The following is a 21,874-nucleotide window of genomic DNA, read 5'->3' as shown; positions in this document are numbered from 1 at the left end:
CGGACAAATGCCCGTTGGCCTCCCCGTTCGTCACATCGGTCCGACCGCCGGGACGGCCGGCGAGCGCCGCACGGGGGCTCGACTAGAGTCACGCCGCGTGACGTCGTCGGAGCGAGACCCGGTCCTCGGCGCCAGGCGCTCGGCGCGGGCCGTCGCGCTGCGCCGTGCGCGCGACGTCCTCGTGCTCGACGACGGCGGCCCGGACGCGGAGCCCCTGTGGGCCCGGGTGCGCGAGAGGGCCCGGCCCGACGCCCGGGTGCGGGTCGTGGCACTCGAGCCGCCTGTGCCGTCCCGCGACGGGGCCCCCGGTGCCGGGGCGCCCGCCGTCGACCACCGCGTGGCACCGGCGCTGCCTCTGTCGCTCGTCGCCCTCGACGACACGGTCGTCCTCGTCGCGCGGCCGGACCGCACGCGCGCCGTGACCGACCGGGTCGCGGTCCTCGCGCTGCGGGCCCTCGCCGAGTCCGAGTGGGACCGGGCGCGGGCCGCCGACGACGCGCTCGCCCCGAGCGAGGACACGCTGCTGCGGCTCCTCGCCGAGGGCAAGACCGACACCGCGGTCGCCGCGCGACTCGGGGTCTCGCCGCGGACCGTCCGGCGTCACGCCGCCGGGCTCATGGGGCGGCTCGGCGCGACGAGCCGGTTCGAGGCCGGCGTCCGCGCCGCCCAGCGCGGCTGGATCCGGATGACCGACCGCTAACGCGCGGCCGCCGCCGCGAGCTCCGCGTCGCTGCGCAGGATGCAGAACTCGTTGCCCTCCGGGTCGGCGAGCACGACCCAGCCACCGCCGTCGGGCGTGCGCCGGTCCGCGACCTGCGTCGCGCCGAGAGCGAGCACGCGCTCGACCTCCTCCTCGCGCGTGCGGTCGGTGGGCCGCAGGTCGAGGTGGACGCGGTTCTTCAGCTCCTTGTCGTCGGGCACCTCGACGAACAGGACGTGGCCGCGGCTCTCGGCAGGCGTCGTCGCGTCGGCGGGCGGGATGATCATGCACTCCTCGTGACCGGGGAGGTTGGGGTCGCCGGGCACGTCGGTGTACCCGAGGACCTGGGCCCAGAAGACGGACTGCGCGTAGGAGTCGCGCGCGTCGAACGTGGTGTGGGAGATACGAGAGGTCATGGGCGCGACCTTGTCACGCCTCCGCCGCGCGGGCATCGCCTTTTCGCCCGAGACTGGCCCGCGTGAGCGCATCGACGAGGCACGTCGCATGGACCGGCTGGGACGACGACCCGGACCGCCTGGAGGCCGCGACCGTCGCCGTGCGCGACGACCGGCTGGCGGCGCTGGGCACGTCGCGCGCGACGTCGTACGCGACCGCGTGGGCGCTGCGCACCGGTCCCGGCTGGGTGACCGAGCACCTCGACGTCTCGGTGCGCGGGCTCGGGTGGTCGCGCCACCTCGACCTGGTCCGGACGCCCGACGGCGCGTGGCGCGCCGACGTGCGCGAGTCGGGGACGCCGCCGTCGGGCCTCGCCGCACCGGGGATCGCCGACCCGGCCTCGCTCGACGACGCGCTGGACTGCGACGTCGCGCTGTGCCCGGTCACCAACACGATGCCGATCCTGCGGCTCGGGCTTCTCGGCGACCGCCCGCCGCCGGACGAGACGCGCCTGGTCATGGCCTGGGTCGACCTGCCGTCCCTGGCGGTCCTGCGCAGCGACCAGGTCTACGCCGCGCGCGAGCCGCTCGACCCCGCGACCGGTCAGGGCGTCGTCACGTACACGAGCGCGACGCGCGACTTCACCGCGGACCTCACGGTCGACGCCGACGGCCTGGTGGTCGACTACCCGCACCTGGCACGCCGCCTCTGACCCCGCACCCCCGCCGAACACGGCGTCGAGCTGACGTCAGTCCTGCGGTGGGCGACGCAGGCGCTTGACGTCCGTCCGCCGCTTCTTGGCGGCGATCCGCCGCTCGACCGACCCCCGCGTCGGCCGGGTCGCGCGACGCGGCGGCCCGGGCGGGGCGACGGCGTCGGCCAGCAGGGCGGCGAGCCGCGTCCGCGCAGCGTCCCGGTTGCGCCGCTGCTCCCGGTGCTCGGACGCCACGACCGTGACGACACCGTCCACGACCCGCCGGCCCAGACGGTCCAGCACGCGTGCGCGCTGGGACTCCGTGAGCACCGCCGATCGCGCGACGTCCCACGACAGCTCGACGCGCGAGTCCGTCGTGTCGACGCCCTGCCCGCCCGGCCCGGACGAGCGCGAGAACCGCCACGACAGCTCTGCCTCGGGGACGACCAGGGTGGTCGTCACGCGCAGGCCGGGGCGGGCGTCGTCGGGCACCCGTCCATCGTGCCCGACGACGACGCGGCCGGGTATTCCCGGACGGCCCCGTCAGGCCGTCGTCGCGCCGCCCCCGGGACCGTTCACCGAGCGGGACCGCACGTCCGACTTGCAAGATCACAGTGCGCCCACCTTGACCTCAACCGTGGTCGAGGTCCTAGCGTGGCTGCATACCGACGGAAGGAACCTGAGGAACCATGCCTGTCTACACTCTCCCCGAGCTGTCCTACGACTACGGTGCGCTCGAGCCGCACATCTCCGGGCGGATCATGGAGCTGCACCACTCCAAGCACCACCAGGCCTACGTCACCGGCGCGAACACCGCCCTGGAGAAGCTCGCCGAGGCCCGCGAGAGCGGTGACTTCGCCGCGATCAACCTGCACGAGAAGAACCTCGCGTTCAACCTCGGCGGCCACGTCAACCACTCCGCCTTCTGGACCAACCTCTCCCCCGAGGGCGGCGGCGAGCCCACCGGCGAGATCGGCGCCGCGATCGACGAGCACTTCGGCTCCTTCGACGCCTTCAAGAAGCAGTTCGCCGCCGTCGCCGCCGGCGTCCAGGGCTCGGGCTGGGCCATCCTCGCCTGGGACTCCATCGGCTCCAAGCTCGTCACCGTCCAGCTCTACGACCAGCAGGGCAACCTCACCCTCGGCCTGACCCCGATCGTCCTGCTCGACGTCTGGGAGCACGCCTACTACCTCGACTACCAGAACGTGCGCGCCGACTACGTCACCGCCTGGTGGAACCTCGTCAACTGGTCCGACGCCGAGGCCCGCCTCCAGCGCGCCAAGACCCAGACCGCCGGGCTCATCGTCCCCGCCTGACGACGACCCGCGGGCGAGCACCAGCCTGCTCCCCCACCACGACGAGGTCGGTCCCGTCATCCACCGGATGACGGGACCGACCTCGTTCTCGACCGGCTCACCCGCGCCGCGCCAGGCTCAGTCCGCGGTCACGAAGAGGTGCCGCGCGACGTCGTCGGGCAGGTCGAGGACGGTCTCCGCGCCGTCGGCCGAGACCGTGACCACGCCGGCGTTCACGGCGACGACGAGGGTCTGGCGCGGGAAGACGCCCGCCTCGGCGAAGCGCGCGAGGAGCTCGACGTCGACCTGGACCGGCTCGGCGATGCGCTGCAGGACGACCCGCACCTCGGCTCCGGCCGTCGCTCCGCGTGCGGCGAGGTGCGCCGGCAGGGACACGACGCCGTCGAGGTACTCGACCTCCGGCAAGTCCTCGCCCAGTTCGCGCAGCCCGGGGATCGGGTTGCCGTAGGGGTCGTGCGCGGGGTGGTCGAGGAGCCCGACGAGGCGCTGCTCGACGAGGTCGCTCATCACGTGCTCCCAGCGGCAGGCCTCGGTGTGCACCTGCTCCCAGTCGAGCTTGATGACGTCGGTGAGCAGCCGCTCGGCGAGGCGGTGCTTGCGCATCACGCGGACCGCCGTCTGCTGCCCGAGCGGCGTGAGCTCGAGCTGACGGTCGCCGCCGACGACGACGAGACCGTCGCGCTCCATGCGCGCCACGGTCTGCGAGACGGTCGGCCCCGAGTGACCCAGCCGCTCGGCGATCCGCGCGCGCAGCGGGGGGATCCCCTCCTCCTGCAGCTCGTAGATCGACTTCAGGTACATCTCGGTGGTGTCGATCAGGTCGGTCACTCGGCCTCCCGCGGCAGGTACGACGCACTCTTCTCTGGAACCGTTCCAGTCTAGCGCCCTCGCCTCGGCACGATGATGTGTCTCTTGCGCATGCTGTGCGACACACACTATGGTGTGAGGCATGACCGATCCCGAGATCTTCGCCGGGCACAGCCAGGAGGTGCGTCGCGGCTCCGTCGTCGTCGCGAGCCTCCTGCTGCTGCGCACGCCCGGCTACGGCTACGGGCTCCTCGAGGCGCTCGCCGCGGCGGGCGTCCCCGTCGACGCCAACACGCTCTACCCGCTCCTGCGCCGGCTCGAGAAGCAGGGCCTGCTCGTGAGCGAGTGGAACACCGACGAGGCGCGACCGCGCAAGTTCTACCGGACCTCCCCCGCGGGCGAGCGCTTCGCCCGCGACCTGCTCGACGAGTGGCTCGCCATCGCGCGGAGCCTCCAGACCATCGACTCCCAGGAAGGCACGTCATGACGCTCACCGACCGCTACGTCGCCGCCACGCTGCGCCGTGTCCCCGCGGACCAGCACGCCGACCTCGAGCAGGAGCTGCGCGCGTCCGTCGCCGACGCCGTCGAGGCCAAGGTCGAGGCCGGCACCGACCCGGCGCGGGCCGAGACCGACGTCCTCAACGACCTCGGCGACCCCGACCGCCTCGCCGCCGACCTCGCCGGCCGCCCGCTCTACCTCATCGGCCCGGCGCTCTACCTCGACTGGCTGCGCCTCCTCAAGATGCTGCTCTGGGTCAGTCTCGTCCCGGGGGCCATCGTGCTCGTCACCGACCTCGTCGACGGCGCCACCGCCGGGTCGGCCATCTGGAGCGGCATCTGGACGACCGCGTCCGTCGCCCTGCAGATCGCGTTCTGGACGACGCTCGTCTTCGTCGTGCTCGAGCGCTACGGCACCCCGCGGAGCAGGGACGAGCTCACCGGCCCGTGGACGGTCGACCGCCTCCCCGCCGAACGGGCGCCGCGCGAGATCTCGCTCGTCGACACGGTGGTCTCCGTCGGCCTGCTCGTCCTGGTCGCCGCCGCGCTCCTGCTCCAGCCCTCGATCGCATGGTTCCGGGGTGCCGACGGCGACGTGATCCCGGTCCTGCACCCGGACCTGTGGCCGCTGTGGACCGGGGCGCTCCTCGCGATCGTCGCGGCCGAGATCGTGCTCACGATCGTCACGTACGTCCGGGGCCGGTGGACCGTCGGACTCGCCGTCGTCAACACCGTCACGGGCGTCCTGTTCGCCGGCGCGATCGTGTGGCTCGCGAGCACCGACCGCCTCGTCAACCCCGCGTTCCTCGAGGCCTCCGGCGGCGACTCGCTCACGTGGCTCTCGAACGGGATCATCGCGATGACCCTGGTCATCGCGGCGTGGGACGTCGTGGACGTGTGGGTCAAGGCCCTGCGCGGTCGCCGCGCCTAGGCTGACCGGCCGCCCGGCCCTGCCGGGCCGGCCCGACGCCTTCCGCGCCGCGAGCCGGCTCCCGCTCCTGGCGCGGCACGCCGCGGGCCCCGGCACGTCGAGGACGCCTCCGCCGGGTGACCCGGCACGCCTCGGGGCGGGTGGGCACTCCGACGTGTCGTGGGCGGAGGCTACGATCGGCCGCAACCGACTGGACTGGAGGCACACGGTGGCACGCTCCGACGGCACCGGCGACGGCACGCGCGGGCAGCGCGGTCCGCGCGCGGCAGACGCGCTCACGTGCTCGTTCTGCGGAAAGTCCCAGCGTCAGGTGAAGCGGCTCATCGCCGGGCCCGCGGGCGTGTTCATCTGCGACGAGTGCGTGGCGCTGTGCCTCGAGATGGTCGAGGAGGACCGCGAGGCCGAGAACGCGTCGCAGGACGTCGTGACCGGTGACGGCCCGCTGCCGACGCCGCACGAGATCTTCGCGCACCTCAGCCGCTACGTCGTAGGCCAGGACGGCGCCAAGCGCGCGCTCGCCGTGGCCGTGCACAACCACTACAAGCGCGTGCGCGCCGCGGCGGCCGCCGAGGAGGCGGGCGAGGGCCTCGCGACCGACGACCCGGACTACGTGGAGCTGGCGAAGTCGAACATCTTGTTGATCGGTCCGACGGGGACGGGGAAGACGTATCTGGCGCAGACGTTGGCGCGGATGTTGAACGTGCCTTTTGCGATCGCGGACGCGACGGCGCTCACCGAGGCGGGGTATGTCGGTGAGGACGTGGAGAACATTCTGTTGAAGCTGGTGCAGGCGGCGGACTTCGACGTGAAGAAGGCTGAGACGGGCATCATCTACATCGACGAGATCGACAAGGTGGCTCGGAAGGCGGAGAACCCGTCGATCACGCGGGATGTGTCGGGTGAGGGTGTGCAGCAGGCGTTGTTGAAGATCATCGAGGGCACGAGCGCGTCGGTGCCGCCGCAGGGTGGTCGTAAGCATCCGCATCAGGAGTTCATCCAGGTGGACACGTCGAACGTGTTGTTCATCGTGGCGGGGGCGTTTGCGGGGTTGGACGACATCGTGGCGGCGCGGGCGCGTAAGCGGGGTGTGGGTTTTGGTGCGCCGATCGAGACGGGTGCGGGGGAGGATCTGTTCGCGCAGGTGCGGCCGGAGGATCTGCACCGGTTCGGGTTGATCCCGGAGTTCATCGGGCGGTTGCCGGTGATCGCGTCGGTGGCGGCGTTGGATCGTGAGGCGTTGGTGCGGATCCTGACGCAGCCGCGGAATGCGTTGGTGAAGCAGTATCAGCGGATGTTCGCGATCGACGGGGTGGAGCTGGAGTTCACCGAGGGGGCGGTGGAGGCGGTCGCGGAGCAGGCGTTGTTGCGCGGGACGGGGGCGCGGGGTTTGCGGGCGATCATGGAGGAGGTGTTGCAGCAGGTGATGTTCGACGTGCCCTCGCGTGATGACGTGGAGCGGGTCGTGATCACGCGCGAGGTCGTGCTGGACAACGTCAACCCCACGATCGTGCCGCGCACCGCGACCGCGCGCACCCGCACCCCCCGCGAGAAGTCCGCCTGACCCGCATCCCGCGGAGAAAGAACCCCGCTCCGCCGAGAGAGAACCGTACTCCGCCGAAGTAGAGCCCTGGTCCGCCGACGTAGAGCCGGGGTCCGCCCGGCCTGCCCGGCCCCGAAGGGGTGAATAGTGCGCCTCGACGCGACGGAACCTGACGAGGTGCCGATCATCGAAGGATGAGCACACGTGGGGGTACCCCGGCGCCGGGGTGGTACGACGACGGGACTGGCACGAACCGCTACTGGGACGGCTCGGCCTGGACCGAGCAGACCGCACCCGCGGCGGGTTCGCCGCCGGGCGGGGCCGGTGGCGGGACGGCGCCCGGCGGGACCGGCGGGGCGGCACCCTTCTCCGATCCCCCGCAAGTGGCGGTGGAGTCCCCCGCGACGAAGCCGCACCCGCTGGGTTGGGTCGCCCTCGCCGTCGCCGTGCTCGGCTTCGTGTTCGCGTGCATCCCCGGCGCGCTCATCGTCGGGTGGGTGCTGCTGCCCATCGCGTTCGTCCTCGCGATCGTCGGCTTCTTCCTGCGAGGGAAGAAGTGGCCGGTCATCACGGCGCTCGTGCTCTCCGTCGTCGGGACGGTCGTGGGGTTCGTCGTATTCCTCACGGTCGTGAGCGACTCGGTCGACGAAGCGTTCGGCGACTCCGACGTCACGGTCTCCCCTCCCGACTCCGAGGAGCCAGCAGCGGACGGCGAGAGCACGGAGTCCGCCGAGGCGCCCGAACCCGAGCAGGAGGAGGCCGCCGACGACGCCGGGAGCCGCGAGAACCCGGTCCCGCTGGGCACGGTCGTGAGCGGCGACGACTTCGACGTCACGATCAACTCGGTCCAGCTCGACGCTACCGATGCCGTGATGGCCGCCAACGAGTTCAACGAGGCGCCGCCGGAGGGATCCACCTACGCCCTGGTCAACGCGACCATCACGTACACGGGCGAGGAGTCGGGGTTCGCGATGGAGGTCACCATCGACTACGTCACGAGCACAGGCGAGGTCCTCGCCTCGTACGACTCGTTCGCCGTCCCGCCGGAGCCGGAGCTCGGTCTCGACGAGCTGTACAACGGCGGCACGACGACCGGCAACGTCGTCATCGCCGTCCCCGCGGGCGACGCCGGTCTGATCCGCGTGACGCCCGGACTGTTCGCCGACGAGGTGTTCGTCGCGACGCAGTAGCCGCTCCGCGCGACCACGGCCCTACCCCGCGCGACCACAGTTCTACCTCGCGCGACCACGGCTCTACCTCGCGCGACCATGGTTCTAGCTCGGCAACACCGGGGGGCGGTAGGCCTGGCCGGCGAAGTGACGCAGGGCGGTGTCGAGGTCGCGCGCGACGGGGACGTCGACGTCGGCCGTGAACGGGACGGTCGACAGCAGGCGCTCGTGCGTGAACGGTTCCGGGAGCACGAGGCGCGAGAGGGGCGACGCGTCGTCGGCGGCGTCCGAGCCGGTACGCGGGCGCCACAGGAGCGAGACGGTGACGGAGCTCGCCGGGCCCTTCGGCATGAGGTGGGTGCTCGCGGGCCGGACGGCGGTGACGTGGACCGCGACGGCCTCCAGGTCGGCCCAGTCGAGCCGTAGGCTACCGGCGCCGAGCGCCAGGCCGTCGGGTCCGACGGTCACGGTCTGTCGCGGCGCCTGCACGAAGGCCCAGACGGTCGCGGCGCCGAGCCCGCCGAGGAACGCGACGACGAGCGTCACGAGCACCACCGCGACCGGGACGGGCACCCGCACCGACTCCGGGTAGAGCACGACCTGGCGCAGGACGAGCACGGCCGCGGCGATCAGCGCGAGCCCGAGGACGAGGAAAAACGGCCGCCGCTCGGCGAGGTGCAGGACCAGGGGGCGGTCGCCCTCGGGCACCCAGGCACCCTGCTCCCGCGCGCCACCGGCAGCCGGACGCGCCGCACTCACGGGCGGACGTCGCGGTCGTCGCCGGCGAGCCACTCGCGCGCCGCGGCGACGAGCAGCGCGACGCCCAGGTCGAGCGTCGGCTCGGGGACAGGGGCGAAGAACGGGGAGTGGTTCGGCGCGACGCCGTCGGGGAGGTTGCCCATGCCGGTGGCCGTCGCGAGGTCGAACGCGGCGAACAGTGCCGGGTCGGACCCGCCGAGGTTCCAGTAGACGAGCGGGACGTCCGCCGCCGTGGCGAGGTCGCCGACGTCCTCGGAGCCCGGCAGCGGGGGTAGCGCGACGACGGCGGGCTGACCGCCCGCGGACTCGATGCGCTCACGCTGCTCGTCGAGCGTGCGCGCGAGGACGACCCGCGTCCGCTCGGCGGCGACGGGGTCGTTCACCATGAGGTCGAACGTGGAGACCTCCTCGTAGTCCGGCGCGGCGGGCGCGCCGGAGGCCGCCGCCTCGGCGTCGACGATGCGGTGGATCGCGGCGAGCACGCGACGGCGGACGTCGGGCGTGAACGACCGCACGTTGACCAGCAGCTCCGCCGAGCCGGGGATGATGTTCGCCTGGGTGCCGGCGCGCAGGGCGCCGACGGTCACGACGGCGGACTCCCCCGCGCCGACCTCGCGCGACACGACGCCCTGGAGCCGCATGACGGTCGCGGCCGCCATGACGACGGGGTCGACCGTCGACTCCGGGCTCGACCCGTGCCCGCCCTTGCCGTGCAGGGTGACGCGGAACGAGTCGGTGGCGGCCATCGCGGGCCCGGCCGTGAGGTTGACGACGCCGACCGGGAGCGGCATGACGTGCTGGCCCAGGACGACGTCGGGCCGCCCGCCCGTGCGCTCGAACAGCCCGTCGGCGACCATCGCGCGCGCTCCCCCGCCCACCTCCTCGGCGGGCTGGAAGACGACGACGAGGGTGCCGCTCCAGGTGTCGCGGTGGGCGGCGAGCTCGGCGGCGGCGCCGAGCAGGCACGTGACGTGCACGTCGTGCCCGCACGCGTGCATCGTCCCGGACTCGTGCCCGTCGGGCGTGGTCGCGGTGTCCGCGGACGCGTACGGCAGCCCGGTGAGCTCGGTGACGGGGAGCCCGTCCATGTCGGCGCGGAGCAGGACGCGCGGGCCGTCCCCGTTCGCGAGGACGCCCGCGACGCCCGTCCCGCCCAGGCCCTCGTGGACCTCGTAGCCCCACCCGCGCAGCCGCTCGGCGACGATGCCCGCGGTGCGGTGCTCGGCGAACGCAAGCTCGGGGTGCCGGTGCAGGTCGGTGTAGACGTCGGTGAGCTCGGCGGTCGTCAGCGGGGTCGCGGTCATGCACGCATGATCGCGCGCCCGGTCGCCCGGGGCGAACCCGGGGCCGGCTGCCGCACGACGCCCCGGCAGGCCCCGGGTCGGGCACCGAGCGGGCGCGCCGTCAACCCACGAAGACGCAGAAGGGGTGGCCCGCCGGGTCGGCGTAGACGCGCAACGGCTCCTCCGGGTCGCCCGACCTGTCATGGAGCAGGCGCGCCCCGAGCGCGAGGGCACGCTCGTGCTGGCGGTCGAGCTCCGCGACGTCCGGCACGGTGCAGTCGAGGTGGAGCTGCTGCGGCACACCGTCGTCCGGCCACGTCGACGGCGGGAGCACCCCGACCTGCTGGAACGCGAGCTGGACCCCGCCCGGCGCCGCGCGCAGCACGAGCCAGTCCGCACCCGCCGGGTCCGGCTCGCCCGCCGGTGGCGGCTCGTCGCCCGCGCGGTACTCGAGCCCGAACAGCGCGCGGTAGAACTCCGCGAGCGCACGGGCGTCGGTCGTGTCGAGCACGACCTGGGCGATCCGGGGGAACACGTCGGCCACGGCGACCACCTCCGCTCGCCACCGTCGCCCGGCGCGCGCCCGCTCGCAAGGGCGACGATCCGGCCGGGAGCGGGGCCGAACGGTCGCGACGTCCCCGACGGACGACCTGCCGGGCGCACGGGTTCACCCTCGGCGAGACCCGTGCGCCCGACGACGGTCAGGCGGCCGACCGGCCTCGCCTGCGCAGGGCGACCAGGGAACCGCCCACGAGAAGCAGGAGCACGGCCAGGCCGACCGCTCCGACCGTGCGAGCTCCGGTCGTGGCGAGCCACTGACCCGCGCCCTGCGTGTCGGCGGGCGGCACGACCGGTGCCTCGAAGACGTTCGTCACGACCACCGTGCCGCCCGTCGCACCGATCGCGAGGTCCGCCGTCGTCCCGTCGACCGACGTGTCCCGCTCGTCGGTGCTCACCGAGACGCGCGTCGCCGCCGCCCCGCCGGTCCCGGTCTCCTCGACGGTGCACGCGGCGTCGACCGGCAGGTCGGCGAAGGTCACCGTCTCGTCCGCCCGGAGCTCGCGCACGCTGCCTCCCGGCACGTCGAGGGGCACCGTCTCGCCGTCGACCTCGCGCGTGCAGACCAGGCGGACCGTGAACGGACCGTCGGCGCCCGGGGCGTCGAGCGCCCCCTCCACGCGCTTGGTGACGTCGAGGGACGCCACGTCGAACGTGTTCGTCAGGGTCACGACCGCGGGCTCCTCGCCCCCGACCACCACGGCGCCGTCCGCGCTGGTCGCCGTCGTGGTCGCACCGCCCGTGCGCGTCTCGGTGACGACGCACTCCGCCCCGACGGGCAGGTCGTGCACCGCGGCGCGGTAGCCGCCGGCGGCGGTGAGCGCCAGGCGCCCGTCGCCGGGGAGCACGAGCGTGCGCGTCTCACCGTCGACGTCCCACGTGCACACGGCCTGGGCCTCGAACGGACCGGTGCCCCAGAGCTCGGCGCCCGCGCCCTCGACGGTCTTGACGACCTCGAGGTCAGCGACGTCGAACGTGTTGGTCGCCGTGACGACCGCCTCGGACACCGTCTCGCCCTCGGACGGGCCGGTCACGACGACCCGGCCGTCGGCCGGGGCGAGCGCGGACCGCGTGGCCCCGCCCGTCGTCGTCTCCTCGACGACGCACTCCGTGCCGACGACGAACGTCCCGAACGTCCGGCTCGCGCCGGCGTCGAGGTCGAACGCCTCCTCCAGCACGGTGCGACCGTCCCGCGTGCAGACGATGTCGAACCCGAACGGCCCGGCCCCGTAGGCGGCGGCGCCCGCCCCGTCGACCTCCTTGGTCACGCGGACGACGCCCGCGTCGTACCCGTTGTGGACGACGACCTCGGCGGGCGTCGTGCCGACGAGCACGTCGGCGCTGCCGTCGCCGTGGTCGGTCACGCCGTCGCCGGTGACCACGACGCGCTGCGGCGCGTCCGCGGTGGTCTCGGTCACGACGCACGTGGCGCGGGCCGGGATCGTGCCCTCGGGAGCGGTGAACGTCTCGCCGGCGCCGATCGTGAACCGCAGCTCGGTCGTGCCCGCGGCGTCGAACGTGACGGGCGCGCCCGTGGCCGTCGTGCAGACGAGCGTGAAGTCGAACGGCCCGAGCTCCTCCTGCGTCGCCTCGGTGTCGACCTCCTTGGTGACCGACAGGCCCGAGAACGCGTAGCCGTTGCCGAGCGTGACGACCTGCGCGGCCGGCACCTCGTCCTGCGGCGACGACGCGACGTCGACGGCGACGGTCGCCGGCGAACCGGTCCGCGTCGTCTCGCCGTGCGCCCCGAGCTCGCCGCTCTCCGTCACGACGCACTCCGCGCCCACGGGGACGCCGTCGACGCGTGCGGTGAGCCCGCCCTCGGCGGTCAGGAGCAGCCGCGCCGCGTCACCGAGGTCCAGCGTCACGCCGTCGACCGTGCACACGACCTCGGCCGGGAAGGCGCCGGGCGCGTAGCCCGCGGCGTCGCCCGTGACCTGCTTGTCGACACGGACGGCGCCCGTCGGGAGCGCGACACCGACCTGGCTCGGCGCGAACCGCTCGAACGTCGTCTCGCCCGTGTAGCGCCACTTGACGCCGAACTGGTTCCACGCGACGTCCGGGCCCGACGGGACGACCGGCGCGACACCGCCCGGCGTCGTGTCGGACGCCATGCGGTTGACCGTCGAGTACGTGACGTCGACGACCTCGCCGCTGTCGAGGCGCCCGTCGGCGGTGGTGCGGAAGTCGAGCGTCACGCGAAGCCCCGTGACGGCCGACCAGTCGGTCGCGTCGTCGGCCGGGGCCCACGTCTCGCCGTTCTGCTCGCACACCGCCTGGGTCGCGAGGTCGCGCCACGTGCCCGCGCACACGTCGGGGCTCGTCGTGACCTCCACGACAGCGGTCGTGCCGTCGGGAGCGATCAGGCTCGGCATCCCGGCGAGCACGGGACGGTAGGTCGAACCACGCGACGCGCCGGTCACGAGCATGCGGTCCCCCGCGGTCGGGAGCTGCTCGAACAGCACCATCTCCTCGACGGGCGTGGTGCCCGCGTTGACGACGTGGAGGACCCAGTCGTCCGTCCCGCCGACGACGCTGTTCGCGACGCACGGCGTGCGGTACCAGGTGCTGCCGGCCGCCTCGAGCGTCGGACGGCACTCCGCGGCCGGCGCGGAGGGGTTCGTCGCGCCGTCGACCGCGCCGCGCACGCCCTTGACGCTGTAGAGGTTCGGCCCGTCGACGGGGGCGACGAAGTCGGTCGTCCCGCACGTGCGCGGGTCGCTGCCCCACGCCGGCGTCGTGGCGGCGCCGTCGATGCCGGAGCACGTCTCGAGCGGCTCCTCGGTCCGGACCGTCATCTGGTTCGTCGCACGCTGGCCCGTCGTGAGGCCCGGCTGGAGCTCGAGGAACAGCCGCACGCGGAACGTCTCGCCCGGCGCCATGACCCGGCCGTCCTCGGGCCACGTGAGCACGAGGTCGCGGCCGTCGACGGCGAGCGCGACGTCCGTGGACAGCAGCCCGCCCTCGGACGTGGCGTACGACGGCGCAGGGTCGCCCGGGTGCACCAGCGTGGCGGGCAGCACGTCGCGCAGCTCGGTGAGCGTGAGGTAGCCGGTCCCCGTGTTGGTGAACGTCAGGTCCCAGGGGACGGCGGAGCCGACGGCGACCGTGCGGTCGCCCTCGTTGGCGAGCTTGCGCACGGCCAGCTCGCGCGTGCCCTGCGAGAGGGAGATCGTCGCGCTCGTGGAGCGCTCCGGCGACGCCTCGCCGTTCAGACGGTCGCTGCGGACGGTCACGGTGTTGTCGACCGAGCCGTCGAGCACGACCGGGTCACCGGAGGACCGGTGGGTGTCTCGCAGCACGGCCGTGAACGCGGCGTCGGCCTCCCAGGCCGGCGCGGGGACCGCGGTGCTGAAGAAGCCGCCGTCGGCACGCGAGAAGACGACGCGCACGCCCTGGACGTCGGGGTAGGCGTCCTCGCTCACCGGCAGGACGGGTGCGTCCACGGGCGCCGGGGCGCCCTCGGCCCACGCGAGCCCGCCGTCCGCGCCGAACGGGCCGTAGACGTCGACGGTGACACGGTCGGCACCGCGGGGGGCGGTGAGCGCGCCCAGGCCGGTGAACGCGAACACGTCCCAGAACTCCGGCGAGGACGCGACGTCGTCGCGCAGCCAGACCTCGGCCGGCGCGAGCGTGCTCACCGGGCCCGTGCCGGAGTCGGCGCCGAGCGTGACGGTCACCGGCGTGCGTCGCGCCGGCTCGGTCAGCGAGGCGGGGGACACCGACTTGGTCGGTGCGACGTTGATGTCGCCGCCCGTGAGCACGACGCGCGCGTCGTCGAGGTCTCCGGTGCGAGCGCCGGGCGCGAGCACCGGGTCGGAGGACTGCGCGAACGCGCGGTTCGTGACCTCGACGGTCTCCCCCGCGCGCAGGGTGAGCGGCTCGCCCGTGCTGCGCACGTGCGTGCGCAGCACGGTGTCGAGCGTCAGCGTGAGGCGGTTCGCCGCAGAGATCGTCCCGCCGGTGGTGGCGGGGTCGGACCCCTGGAACGTCACGCTCACGCCGACGACGTCGGCGAGGCGCTCAGGGCCCCACGAGACGAGGTCGGCGGCCGTCGTGCGCTCGCTGACGAACGCGCCGTCCGCCGTCCGGTGCAGGACCCACGCGGTGCTCGCCGAGAGGTCGACCTCGTGCGCGAGGCTCGCGTCGATCCGCACGGCGGTGACGTCGTACCGGTCGAACGGGCTGGCCACGCCGCCCGGCGCGAGCCAGTCGACGTCGCCCGCGAACGGGTCGGCGACGGCCGCCTCGGCCGTGCCGTCGGTCTGGCAGCCGCCGACCCCGCGTGTCGTCTCGGAGCACGCGGCCGGGTCGGTGACCCGGACGAACGACGCGCGCGAGACCGACGTGCTCTGCGCCTGGACGGTGAAGGTCGCCGTGGGCCGTGCGGCGTCCGAGCCGTCGCGAGGCACGAGGACCGGCTGCGTCGGTGACGCGCTCTTCGTCACCGCGACACCGGGCGCGTGGTCGACGAGCGAGATGGTCGCGGAGTCCGTGTCGCGGGCGGGGTCGCCGCCGGCGGCCGGGAGCGCCTCGATGCCCGCCGTGTTCACCACGGTGCCGGGGTCGTCGCCGTTGAGGGGTGTCTCCTGCGTGACCCAGTCGCCGGTGGCGCGCGTCGTGCTGCGCACCTGCCAGTCGAGCACGAAGCGGCGGTCGCTGCTGCTCGCGGCGACGCCCGTGCCCGGCGCGGGCGCGTAGGGGTCGAGTGCGGCGCCCGGCTGCCGGGCCGCCTCGCGGGCGGCGGTGTTCTCGGCCAGGACGAGGCGCACGCCGGTGGCGGCCGCGCGCTGCTCGTCGGTCAGCGTGTGGCCGACGAACCGTCCGCCCTGCACCCAGCCGCCCGCCGGGGCGGCGACGGCCGTCCACGTGCCGTCGACGAAGAGCTCGACGGCCGTCACGGTGTCGTAGCGCAGGTACCAGCCGGTGCTGAACGGCACGCTGCTCGCGTCGACCGGTGCGACGCGCACGAGGTCGAACGCGTCGAAGACGGTGCCCGCGACGTCCGCCGGGTCTCCCGCCGGGTCGCTGATGGTGACCGAGGCGAAGCCCTCGCGCACGCGCCAGTCCAGCGCCGTGCTGCGCTGCTCGCCCGACTGCGACGCGACCGTGCCCTGCAGCCAGGACTTGTCGATGCCGACCGGGCCGGTGCCCTCGTGCGTGACGACGCGCGCCGTCGCCGAGTCCTCGGCGTCGTCGGTGAGCGTCGTGCCGCCGCGCGTCACGCCCTCGGCGCGCACGGTGGCGGTGTTCTCGAACGCGACCGCCTCGTCCGGCCGCTCGGTGACGTCACCGCCCGAGCGCAGCGTGCCGCGCGCCTGCGTGACGACGTACGGCGTGAAGCTCGCGTCGACGGGCAGACCGGTGGTCGACTCGAGGACGAAGCGGATGCCGGTGAGGTCCGACGGCGCGACGCCCGCGGGGAGCGCCGCGGCGAGGTCGTCCGCCGTCAGCTCGGCGAGGAAGGGGCCGTCCTGGGCGGGGAACGCGGCGAGGCGCACCGGCGCGCCGTCGGGGCCGATCGCCTCGACGGTCAGCGACGCCCCGGTGGGGACCTGCGTCGGCGCGACGCCGGCGAGGTCGAACGCGTCCCAGAACTCGCCCGCGTCACCGGCCCAGACGTCCTCGACGACGAGCGTGCGGGGGCTCACGTACTCGGACGTCCCCACGACGCGAGCGGCGAGGCCGGTGACCACGCGGGCGCCCGGCTCGACGGCGGTGCCCGGCCGGATCGTCTTGTCGAGCGACGCCTCGAGCGAGGGCCGGACGAGCTCGAGCGCGTCGGTCGCCTCGGCGGTCGCGTCCTGCCCGTTCGGGGCGACGACCTGCGCGGTCGCGGTGTTGGTCGTGGCGCGCGACACGGCGTCGCCGGTCGCGTCCTCGGTCGTCACGACGTCGAGGACGAGCGTCGCCGCGGCGCGGGGGGCGATGGCGCCGGTGAACGTCACGGAGAACCCGGTCACGTCGGTGCCCGGGACCGTCGGTGTCTCGCCCGGGGCGAGCGTGACGACGGTCGTCGAGCCGTCGGCGCGGTCGAGGACGACCTCGGCCGACTCGGCGCCGTCGGGCCAGGCGAACGTGCGGAAGCCGCCGAGCACGACGCCGTCCGTGAAGTAGTCGCGGTCGGTGACCGTGAGCGTGCGGACGGGCACGTCGGACGCGCTCGTCGCGGTGATCGTCGCCGTCGCGCTCTCGCCCGCCGAGATCCGCGCGGGCGTGATGTCCTTGACGACCTCGACGCCGACGTGCGCGGGCGTCACGCGGTGCTGGGCGGACGCCGTCGCCGAGACGGGGTCGTGGCCCTCGACCGTCGCCGTCGCGACGGCGACGTTGTCGACGACGTGGGTCGCGGCCGAGAGGTCCGTGCCGTCCCGGTCCGTCGCGCGCTGCGCGAGGTCGAGGCGCGCCGTGGCGGTCGCCCCGGGGACGATCTCGCCCGCGTAGGTCAGCCGGATGCCCCCGACGGCGGCCGGGTCCACCCCGGCCGGGAGGTTCGCGCCGGTGGCGGGGACACCCGTGACCCAGGTCCACGTGCCGCCGTCGCCGCGCACGTACGCGTCCACCTGGACGCTCGTGGCGCCCTCGGGCAGCGGGCTCGCGGTGAGCGCCGTGAGGTCGGTGATGGTGAAGGGGCTGCTCGGGTCGAGCGCGGGGGCGCCGTCCTGCGCCGCCTGCGGCTCGGTCACCACGAGCGTACCGACCGCCGTGTTGGACGTGTTGGTCGCCGACAGGACGACCGACGACGACGCGCCCGCCTCGAAGGTCCGGCTCGCCGGGTCCCAGGTCTTCGTGAGGTCGACCCCCGTCTCGACCGGGACGCTGAGGTGCACCGTCGCGCTCGCGCTGTCCGGCGCCGAGTTCGTCGCGGTGGTCCTGGCGGTGTTGACGATGTCCGTCTCGCCGGGCCGGACATCGTCGGGGACCTGGAGCGTGAGGGTCAGGGTGAACGTCGCACCGGCGGTCAGCCCCGAGCCGTCCGGGGTCACGTCGCGGAACGCGACCCGGACCGCGGTCGCGGGACCCACGACGGCGGGCTGGTCGACCGGCTGGCCGTCCTCGGTCCACGAGACGTCGTACGCGGGACCGTTGGTCGTGCGCACGGCCTGGATCGCGAAGCCCGCCAGCTCCGCCGGGAGCGCGTCCTCGAGGACCGCGTCCAGGCACGTCGTCTCCGAGCACGTCACGCCGACGCTGTACGTGAACACGTCGCCCGGCGACAGGGTCGCGTGATCGACGCGCTTGCTCACCTCGAGATACTGCGGGTCGCTCTCGGCGGCCGTGGCGGGCACCGTCGACGCCACCGCGAGAGGCACGGCCATCACAGCCGCGAGGGTCAGGGCACAGAGCCGGGTCCAGAGATCTCGTCGCCTGTGACGGCCATGTTCGATGCGAGGCAAGCCAGTGTCCTTCGTCCGGGTCGAGGGCGGCACCCGTCGAGTGGGACAGGTGTCCAACTCGGTGCCACGCTCTGGGACGGGGACCGGCCCCGATCATGACGGGACCGTCGCTGTGACCTGCGTCATCACCCCCTCCGGGCCGGCCTCGGTCCAGCGGACGCGACGCACCTTCCGAGAGGTCGCCACGGCGAGCACCACGTCGCGCAGAGCCAGGTCGATGATCTGGACGCCCTGCATCGCCTCGGCTGGGACGGGCCACAGGTCGGCGATCCCCGTTCCTCGAGCCTTGAGCGCCGCCTCGTGGCGCACCCACGCGGTGAGAACCGTCCTCGTGTCCGTGGGCTCCATGTCGAGGAGGCTCGCGAGGGGAGTGAGGTCCGCACCGGGCCGCACGCACTCCGCGTCGATGCCGACCGCGCCGTCGGCCACCACCGCCAGGGCGACGACGGACCCGGTGCGTGTGACCGAGTAGGGAGGACCGCCGCGGACCGCCGGCCGCCCGTGCGTACGGTCGCCGCAGCGGGTGCACGTGCGGTCGATGGTCAACGCGCGGGGTGCGACGCCGGTGTAGGCGGCCATGGCGACACGCTGCAGCGCGCGGGACGTCAGGTGGACCCCGGCGCCGGGTCGGCGCCGGTCGACGGCGGCGCGATCGGCCGGCGGGAGCCACGCCGCCCACCGGTCGGCGTCGTCGCTCTGCGCGACCCAGATGTCGCAGACCCCGGGCGGTGGCTCATCGCGCACGAGACGACGTCCCGACAGGGCGGAGGTCTCCGGTTCGCGCGGCGTCCCGGTCGCGCTCGTCCGCCGTCCGACGAGCGGGCGGGGCGATCCACCCGGTCCTGTGGAACCAGTCGATGTACGCGTCGAGCATGGCGGCGTCGACGGGCGGGCAGTCGATCCCGGTCCCGGCCAGCCCTTCGTCGGTGCGCCGGCGGTCGAAGGCAGGGAACAGGTCCTCGAAGTAGAGCTCCTTCACCGTGACGTCCTGACCGGAGGCGAGCGTGGTGAAGAGCGGCAGGAACGACACGATCGGGTGGTCGGGGTGGTCGGCGCAGAACGCGCGCAGGTGGCCCACCCAGGCGTCGTAGTCGAGCGTCGTGACCTGGTGCCCGTGCGCTCGAAGACGGTCGACCATGTCGCGGAGCCGGCCGTAGCGCGGGTTCGTCAGGTGGTAGGTCCGGCCGGCGCTCGGCGTGTGCTCCGCGAGGTGGACGACGGCACGAGCGAGGTAGTCGGCCGGGACGAAGTCGAGCGGGAGCGCGGCGTCGGGGGCGGTGCCCATGTCGACGATCGCCTTGAAGAACGCCACGATCGCCGCGTCGGTGTTCCACCGCCCGTCGTCGAGCCTGCCGGTGATCTCGTAGGGCCGGTAGACCGACACCGGCACCCCCTGCTGCGCGGCGAGCTCGAGGATCTTCTCGGCGACCCACTTGCTCTCGGGGTAACCCATCGAGATGCGCTCGACGTCGTCCACCGGGTCGGACTCGGTGAGGAAGCGTGCTCCGGCCGAGCCGGCTCCGGAGAGCAGCGCGATGGTCGAGACGTAGTGCACGGGGACCCGGCCGCCGCGCAGCGCGAGCTCGGCCAGGGTCCGGGTGCCGTCGACGTTCGTCGGACGGAGCCATTCGTACGGGTAGACGAAGTTGACGTGGGCGGCCGAGTGGTAGATACGGCGGGTGCGCCGTGCGAGAGCGTCGAACTCGTCCTCGGTCAGGCCGAGGCGGGGCGCGGCGAGGTCGGCCGGCAGCACCGCGATCCGGTCGGTCGCAGCGAGCCCGCCGTGCCCGTACTTCTCCTGGGCGGCGTCGACGCGACGCCGGCCGCTCGCCGCGTCGGGGGCGCGCACGACGCACTCCACGACGGCGTCCGTCCGCGCGAGGAGCTCGCGCAGCAGGTAGGAGCCGAAGAAGCCGGTCGCCCCGGTGAGCAGCAGACGGTCGCCCGCATCCGGGGCCGGACGGGACGGGACGTCGGCCAGGGCGGGGACGTCCGGGAGGTGGACGTCCGGGCGCCACCGGTCGGCGGCTCGCGGTTCGGCGACCGATCCGCTCGACACCGCACGGACCGCCGCCGTGAACGTGGCGAGCCGTGGCTGCGAGAGAAGCGCTCGGATCAGGGTGTAGCCGCTGTCCCCGTCGAGGTCGAGCGCCGACTGGACCCGCGCGATGAGCTGGGCCGCGCGCAGCGACGTCCCGCCGGCCTCGAAGAAGTCCTGGTCCTCCTCGAGGCGGTCGACGCCGAGCGTGATACGCCAGGCGTCGCGCGCCACGTCCTCCGGCGACCCGTCGCCGCCGCCGAGGCTCTCCGGCGGCGTCTGGGGCTCGACGGCGAGGACGCTCAGCGCGGAGCGATCGACCTTGCCGCTCACGGTCAACGGCAGCCGCGGGAGCTCGTGCACCTCGCCGGGGACCAGGTGCGCGGGCAGATGGCTCGACAGCCGGCGCCGAAGGTCCGTGGTGTCGAGCGGCGAGCCGTCCGACACGACGAAGGCGACGAGGCGCCTGTCGGCGTTCTCGCCGGCGGCGAGGACCGCGGCGTCCTGGACGCCGGGGATGCTCCGCAACGCGTGCTCGACCTCTCCCGGCTCGATGCGGAATCCCCGGACCTTGAGCTGGTCGTCGATCCGTCCCCGGAACTCGAGCGTCCCGTCGTCGCGTCGGAGCACCCGGTCTCCCGTGCGGTAGAACCGCTGCTCGCGCGTCTGCGTCCCGGTCGGCGGGCCGACGAACGCGCGCGCGGTCAGGACAGGGTCGGTGAGGTAGCCCGTGGCGAGACCGCCGCCGCCGACCCAGAGCTCGCCCTCCTCACCCGACCCTGCCGACCGGCCGTCGGCCCCGACGACGAGGCACTCGACGTACGGCAAGGGCCGACCGATCGGGACGGGGCCCGCCGCGCCCGCCTCGACGACGTGGGCGGTCGCCATGACGGTGGACTCGGTGGGGCCGTAGCAGTTGACGAGCCTGTTGGCACGAGCCGCGACGACGCGGGCCATGTCCGCGTCGAGCGCCTCGCCTCCGGTCAGGACCTGGTCGAGCCCGTCGAAGAACTGCGGCGCCGTGCGCGCGACGTGGTGCAGCAGGCTCGTGGTCAGGAAGACCGTGTCCACCCGTTGCTCGCGCAGGTGCCCGGCCAGGGCGTCCGGAGCCAGCAGCATGTCCGAGCCCACGACGACGAGGCAGCCTCCCGCGAGGAGCGTCGGCCAGATCTCCAGCGTCGACGCGTCGAACGACAGCGTCGAGGCGTGCATCGTCCGCCGCCCCGGCCCCGCCTCGTACACGCCGCCGGCGGTCGCGAGCAGCACCACCCCACGATGCGGGACCCCGACGGCCTTGGGCGTACCCGTCGACCCGGACGTGAACATCACGTACGCCAGGTCGTCCGCGGACGCAGGACAGGTCACGGCACGGTCGGCGTCGGTGGGCGGCCCAGGCACGCGCACGTCGACCACCGTCGCGAGGTCGGCCAGCTCGTCGGCCTCCGTCGCAGCCACGACAAGCCGGCACCCGGCCCGCTCGGTCATCATCGTGAGCCGCTCGCGTGGGAGCGACAGGTCCAGCGGGAGGTAGGCGGCGCCGACCCTCAGGATCGCCAGCATGCCGACGAGCACGTCCCGCCCTCGCGGGCCGACCAGGCCGACGACGTCGCCCCGCCGGACGCCCTGCGAACACAGCCGTGCCGCCACGGCGACCGACGCCGACCGCAGCTCACCGAAGGTGTGCGTCCCCGCGTCGTCCTCCACCGCCGGAGCACCCGGGCGGACGTCCGCCTGGGCGTCGAAGCAGCCGATGATGCTCCTGTCGATGCTCTGTTCCTCGTCCATG

General features: G+C 74.0%; 16 protein-coding genes. 7 read left to right on the top strand and 9 right to left on the bottom strand.

Annotation, left to right across the window (positions count from 1 at the left end):
• Positions 1-97: 97 nt before the first annotated feature.
• Positions 98-700, top strand: coding sequence for a helix-turn-helix transcriptional regulator (locus tag JN535_RS00910; RefSeq protein ID WP_205201127.1), 603 nt, complete (start codon positions 98-100; stop codon positions 698-700).
• Here the strand turns inward: JN535_RS00910 and JN535_RS00905 are convergent.
• Positions 697-1,116 carry a VOC family protein gene (locus tag JN535_RS00905; RefSeq protein ID WP_205201125.1) on the bottom strand — a complete coding sequence of 140 codons (420 nt, stop codon included), beginning with the start codon at positions 1,114-1,116 and terminating at the stop codon, positions 697-699. The genes JN535_RS00910 and JN535_RS00905 overlap by 4 nt on opposite strands.
• 62 nt (positions 1,117-1,178) lie before the next feature.
• Between JN535_RS00905 and JN535_RS00900 the strand changes: the two genes are divergently transcribed.
• Complete coding sequence (locus tag JN535_RS00900) at positions 1,179-1,808, top strand: putative glycolipid-binding domain-containing protein (RefSeq protein ID WP_205201123.1); 630 nt, start codon at positions 1,179-1,181, stop codon at positions 1,806-1,808.
• A 36-nt stretch (positions 1,809-1,844) separates the two neighbouring features.
• Here the strand turns inward: JN535_RS00900 and arfB are convergent, their stop codons facing one another.
• The gene (gene arfB / locus JN535_RS00895) at positions 1,845-2,282 is read right to left on the bottom strand and encodes an alternative ribosome rescue aminoacyl-tRNA hydrolase ArfB (protein ID WP_205201121.1); all 438 of its coding nucleotides are present in this window, start codon (positions 2,280-2,282) and stop codon (positions 1,845-1,847) included.
• Positions 2,283-2,479: 197 nt separating this feature from the next.
• Here arfB and JN535_RS00890 point away from each other — a divergent pair, with 197 nt between their 5' ends.
• The gene (locus JN535_RS00890) at positions 2,480-3,106 is read left to right on the top strand and encodes a superoxide dismutase (RefSeq protein ID WP_115942715.1); all 627 of its coding nucleotides are present in this window, start codon (positions 2,480-2,482) and stop codon (positions 3,104-3,106) included.
• 117 nt (positions 3,107-3,223) lie between these two features.
• Here the strand turns inward: JN535_RS00890 and JN535_RS00885 are convergent, their stop codons facing one another.
• Positions 3,224-3,934 (bottom strand): metal-dependent transcriptional regulator, encoded by a 711-nt coding sequence (locus tag JN535_RS00885; protein WP_205201119.1) that lies wholly within the window; start codon positions 3,932-3,934, stop codon positions 3,224-3,226.
• Positions 3,935-4,055: 121 nt separating this feature from the next.
• Between JN535_RS00885 and JN535_RS00880 the strand changes: the two genes are divergently transcribed.
• The 4 genes from JN535_RS00880 to JN535_RS00860 all read left to right on the top strand — a co-directional run bounded on the left by JN535_RS00880 (position 4,056) and on the right by JN535_RS00860 (position 8,074).
• Positions 4,056-4,400, top strand: coding sequence for a PadR family transcriptional regulator (locus JN535_RS00880; protein ID WP_205201118.1), 345 nt, complete (start codon positions 4,056-4,058; stop codon positions 4,398-4,400).
• Positions 4,397-5,344 carry a permease prefix domain 1-containing protein gene (locus JN535_RS00875; RefSeq protein WP_205201116.1) on the top strand — a complete coding sequence of 316 codons (948 nt, stop codon included), beginning with the start codon at positions 4,397-4,399 and terminating at the stop codon, positions 5,342-5,344. Before JN535_RS00880 ends, JN535_RS00875 begins: the two co-directional genes overlap by 4 nt.
• A gap of 208 nt (positions 5,345-5,552) precedes the next feature.
• The gene (clpX, locus tag JN535_RS00870) at positions 5,553-6,905 is read left to right on the top strand and encodes an ATP-dependent Clp protease ATP-binding subunit ClpX (protein ID WP_205201115.1); all 1,353 of its coding nucleotides are present in this window, start codon (positions 5,553-5,555) and stop codon (positions 6,903-6,905) included.
• Between the two features lie 173 nt (positions 6,906-7,078).
• Positions 7,079-8,074 carry a DUF2510 domain-containing protein gene (locus JN535_RS00860; protein ID WP_240200416.1) on the top strand — a complete coding sequence of 332 codons (996 nt, stop codon included), beginning with the start codon at positions 7,079-7,081 and terminating at the stop codon, positions 8,072-8,074.
• Positions 8,075-8,158: 84 nt separating this feature from the next.
• Here the strand turns inward: JN535_RS00860 and JN535_RS00855 are convergent, their stop codons facing one another.
• The 6 genes from JN535_RS00855 to JN535_RS00830 form a co-directional block, all read right to left on the bottom strand.
• Entirely contained in the window at positions 8,159-8,761 is a 603-nt protein-coding gene (locus JN535_RS00855; protein WP_205201113.1) for a hypothetical protein, read from the bottom strand.
• A gap of 47 nt (positions 8,762-8,808) precedes the next feature.
• Entirely contained in the window at positions 8,809-10,116 is a 1,308-nt protein-coding gene (locus JN535_RS00850; RefSeq protein ID WP_205201112.1) for an amidohydrolase, read from the bottom strand.
• Positions 10,117-10,216: 100 nt separating this feature from the next.
• A complete protein-coding gene (locus JN535_RS00845; RefSeq protein ID WP_205201110.1) occupies positions 10,217-10,639 on the bottom strand; it encodes a VOC family protein in 423 nt (140 codons plus the stop codon).
• A gap of 157 nt (positions 10,640-10,796) precedes the next feature.
• Positions 10,797-17,972, bottom strand: a complete 7,176-nt coding sequence (locus JN535_RS00840; RefSeq protein WP_240200478.1) for a DUF5979 domain-containing protein — start codon at positions 17,970-17,972, stop codon at positions 10,797-10,799.
• A 171-nt stretch (positions 17,973-18,143) separates the two neighbouring features.
• Positions 18,144-18,629 (bottom strand): 4'-phosphopantetheinyl transferase family protein, encoded by a 486-nt coding sequence (locus JN535_RS00835; protein ID WP_205201107.1) that lies wholly within the window; start codon positions 18,627-18,629, stop codon positions 18,144-18,146.
• Between the two features lie 154 nt (positions 18,630-18,783).
• A complete protein-coding gene (locus tag JN535_RS00830; protein ID WP_205201106.1) occupies positions 18,784-21,873 on the bottom strand; it encodes an amino acid adenylation domain-containing protein in 3,090 nt (1,029 codons plus the stop codon).
• Position 21,874: the final 1 nt, after the last annotated feature.

Origin of the sequence: Cellulosimicrobium cellulans (assembly GCF_016921195.1) — a bacterium.
GTDB lineage: Bacteria > Actinomycetota > Actinomycetes > Actinomycetales > Cellulomonadaceae > Cellulosimicrobium > Cellulosimicrobium cellulans_F.
The sequence above is the reverse complement of the archived record's forward strand: the minus strand, read 5'-3'. Positions and strand labels throughout refer to the sequence as shown.

What these genes read in the sequence shown, in the direction of transcription:
- JN535_RS00880 (WP_205201118.1), top strand. Translation starts at nt 4,056, where the DNA reads ATGACCGATCCCGAGATCTTCGCCGGGCACAGCCAGGAGGTGCGTCGC.
- JN535_RS00875 (WP_205201116.1), top strand. Translation starts at nt 4,397, where the DNA reads ATGACGCTCACCGACCGCTACGTCGCCGCCACGCTGCGCCGTGTCCCC.
- JN535_RS00835 (WP_205201107.1), bottom strand. Translation starts at nt 18,629, where the DNA reads ATGGCCGCCTACACCGGCGTCGCACCCCGCGCGTTGACCATCGACCGC.
- JN535_RS00840 (WP_240200478.1), bottom strand. Translation starts at nt 17,972, where the DNA reads ATGGCCGTGCCTCTCGCGGTGGCGTCGACGGTGCCCGCCACGGCCGCC.
- JN535_RS00890 (WP_115942715.1), top strand. Translation starts at nt 2,480, where the DNA reads ATGCCTGTCTACACTCTCCCCGAGCTGTCCTACGACTACGGTGCGCTC.
- JN535_RS00905 (WP_205201125.1), bottom strand. Translation starts at nt 1,116, where the DNA reads ATGACCTCTCGTATCTCCCACACCACGTTCGACGCGCGCGACTCCTAC.
- JN535_RS00850 (WP_205201112.1), bottom strand. Translation starts at nt 10,116, where the DNA reads ATGACCGCGACCCCGCTGACGACCGCCGAGCTCACCGACGTCTACACC.
- JN535_RS00830 (WP_205201106.1), bottom strand. Translation starts at nt 21,873, where the DNA reads ATGGACGAGGAACAGAGCATCGACAGGAGCATCATCGGCTGCTTCGAC.
- JN535_RS00860 (WP_240200416.1), top strand. Translation starts at nt 7,079, where the DNA reads ATGAGCACACGTGGGGGTACCCCGGCGCCGGGGTGGTACGACGACGGG.